Below are 2,501 nucleotides of genomic sequence, written 5' to 3' on the forward strand. Positions count from 1 at the left end.
GGGCCGTCCGGGATAGGGCGCCGCGAGCGCGGCCGGGTCGTCGGCGCGCATCATGCCGTGGTAGCGCATCAGCACGGCGCCGAGCAGCAGCTTGGCGGCCAGGACGCCGGTGAGCGCGGCCTGGGTGGGACGGACCGGGACGGCGAACGGGACGGTCACCGACGGCGGCGGCGGGGAGCCCGCGGCGGCGTCGTGCACGGCGGTGATGAGCTTCTCGACGGCGTCGGCGAACTCGGGGAAGCGGGCCCAGCGGCGCAGCGCGGCGATGTCGTCGGCGCTCATCGCGTCGGTCCAGGTGATGCCGGTGTACTGGGTCCCGGGCGCGTTGCGGGCGAGTGCCACCTTGTTCTGGAGCTCGCCCGGGACCTGCTCGGGCCCGGCGGGGATCTCCACGCGGGTGAGGGCGTCCGGCGCGGCCCCGGTGGCCTGCGTGACGAGCCGCGCGATCGCGCCGGTGAACGCGCTGTCGCCGGGCAGCCCTCGCAGGTCGGCCGCGGCCGCGTCCGAGGGGCCCTGCCAGACGAGGGTGAGGGTCGGCGCGGGCAGGAAGTCGATGAGCGTCCGGAGCCGGTCGGGCAGGTCGGCGGCGGGGGCGCTGACCGGTTCGGTGGCGTACCAGCCGTCGAACAGGCTCCGGATCTTGGCCGCGTCCGGTTCGCTCACCAGCCGGACGAGGGCGTCGCGGTCGTCCTTGGTCATCACCCCGGCGAACAGCAGGCGCCCGTGCTGGTCGATGGCGACCCGGTTGCGGGTGTCGAGCGGCAGGCCGCCGGTGTCGTAGCCGGTGCTCAGCTGCTCCTCGCTCACCTGGACCAGATCGACCGCCAGCGGGAAGTCGCCGAGCGCGCCGGTCGGCGGCGCCAGCGTCGTCTGCGCCACCAGGAAGCGCTTGCCGAGCTGGCGGTGGGTGAACTTCCGCGCGACCGGGTCGTAGAAGCACTCGGCCTGCACCTCGATGTTCCCGCTGAACAGCTCGACGATCTGGTAGACGACCTCGGGGTCGGGCAGTGCGCTCAGCTTGCGCGCCGTCGCGGTCCCGGTCGCGGCGTCGGGCGCCTCGGCCTGCCAGCGCTGCTGGGCCTCGTCGGGCAGGCTGTCCCAGAACCGGCGCAGCGGGATGGTGACGGTGCGGACGCGGGTGTTCTGCTGGAACTGGCCGCCGGAACCGGGCAGCGGCGGGAACGGCGGCAGCCGGCGCCACACGATGTCCGTCCCGCTGACGGTGGCGCTCGGCAGCGGCGAGCGGTAGGTCAGGTCGCGCTGGGTGACGCTGTTGACCGGCGACACGGTCCCGTCGGTCTGGGCGATCACCAGCAGGCGGTGCTCGTAGTAGAACGGCAGCGCCCGCCACTGCAGGGCGAGGACGCCCTGGGAGAAGTCGCCGACGCGCTCGGGCAGGTCCAGGCCGCGCAGCTCACCGGGGTCGGCCGTGCCGTCCAAGGCGAGGTGGTCCGGCGCGCTCGGCAGGGTGTCGGGGACGGGCGGGTAGCCGTCCTCGACCAGGCGGACGGGCACCTCGCGCTGATGGTCCTTGGCGAAGCCGCGCACCCAGGCGTACCAGTCCGAGTAGCCGAAGCGGCGCAGCAGGGTGAAGGCGATCTGCCGGAACGCGAGCCGGCGGAGGAGGGTCTGGTTGCGCTCGGCCAGGGTCTGCTCGTGGTGCTGGGCGACGATCACCTCCCAGATCGCGCCGGGCGCGGGCGGGCGCGCCGGAGTGGCCGGCTCGTCCAGCCGCCGCGAGCCGAGGACGAGCGGAGCGTCGACCGCCTGCGTCCGGTCGAGCACCACGTCCAGGCCGCCGGCCGCGGGGTCCACCCGCACGGCCGGGGTGCCGGCCTCGGCGGCCGCGCGGCCGGGGAACAGCGTGGGGGAGCGGCGCAGGCTCTGCCACAGCAGGTCGTAGCGGCCGAAGGGCTGGAAGTAGTAGCGCAGCGTGTGCGCCCAGCGGTCCTCGATCAGCTGTGTGTAGGTCAGGTGCCCGTCGGCGTCGGGGGTGGCCGTCGCGGGCGACCCGGCGCGCGGGTAGGCGGTGGCGGTCCACGGCCCGGCGCCGGTCGCGCCCAGCCCGTCCGTCCCGGCCTGGACCGCGCCGCCGGCGTCGAAGAACCGCGTGGTCCAGGCGAGGACGTCGGGCAGTGCCTTGGCGATCCCGGCCGCGTCGGCGGGCAGGGTGACGCGGCTCGAGTCGGGCACCTTGGGGTCGTTGCTGTTGAGGGTCTCCAGGTAGTGCTTGAGCCGCATCCACTGGACGTGCTCGGGAACGGCGTCGTCCGGCGCGGCGAACGCGGCGGCCAGCGCGTCGGTCGCGACGGTGAAGTGGTGGGTGCGCTCGTCGGTCGGGCCGAAGTCCTCGGTCCGCACCGTCCCGGCCAGGTTCTCCGCGGCGGGCAGGTCGGCCGCGGCGAGGGACGGGCGCAGCAGCGTCAGCTGGTCGGCGCTGAGCAGGCGTCGTTGTGCGGATCGTCCCAGGGCTCCAGGCCGAGGGCCTCGCACGCCCGACG

Annotated in this window: 1 protein-coding gene; it reads right to left on the minus strand. The window is 75.0% G+C overall.

Translation table 11 applies throughout. The annotated features are described in order from the left end of the window. On the minus strand, window positions 1-2,501 hold a 2,501-nt coding region (locus tag AB0J52_RS36095), incomplete at both ends, for a hypothetical protein (protein ID WP_500187403.1).

This window comes from Spirillospora sp. NPDC049652, assembly GCF_040675125.1.
Lineage (GTDB): Bacteria > Actinomycetota > Actinomycetes > Streptosporangiales > Streptosporangiaceae > Spirillospora.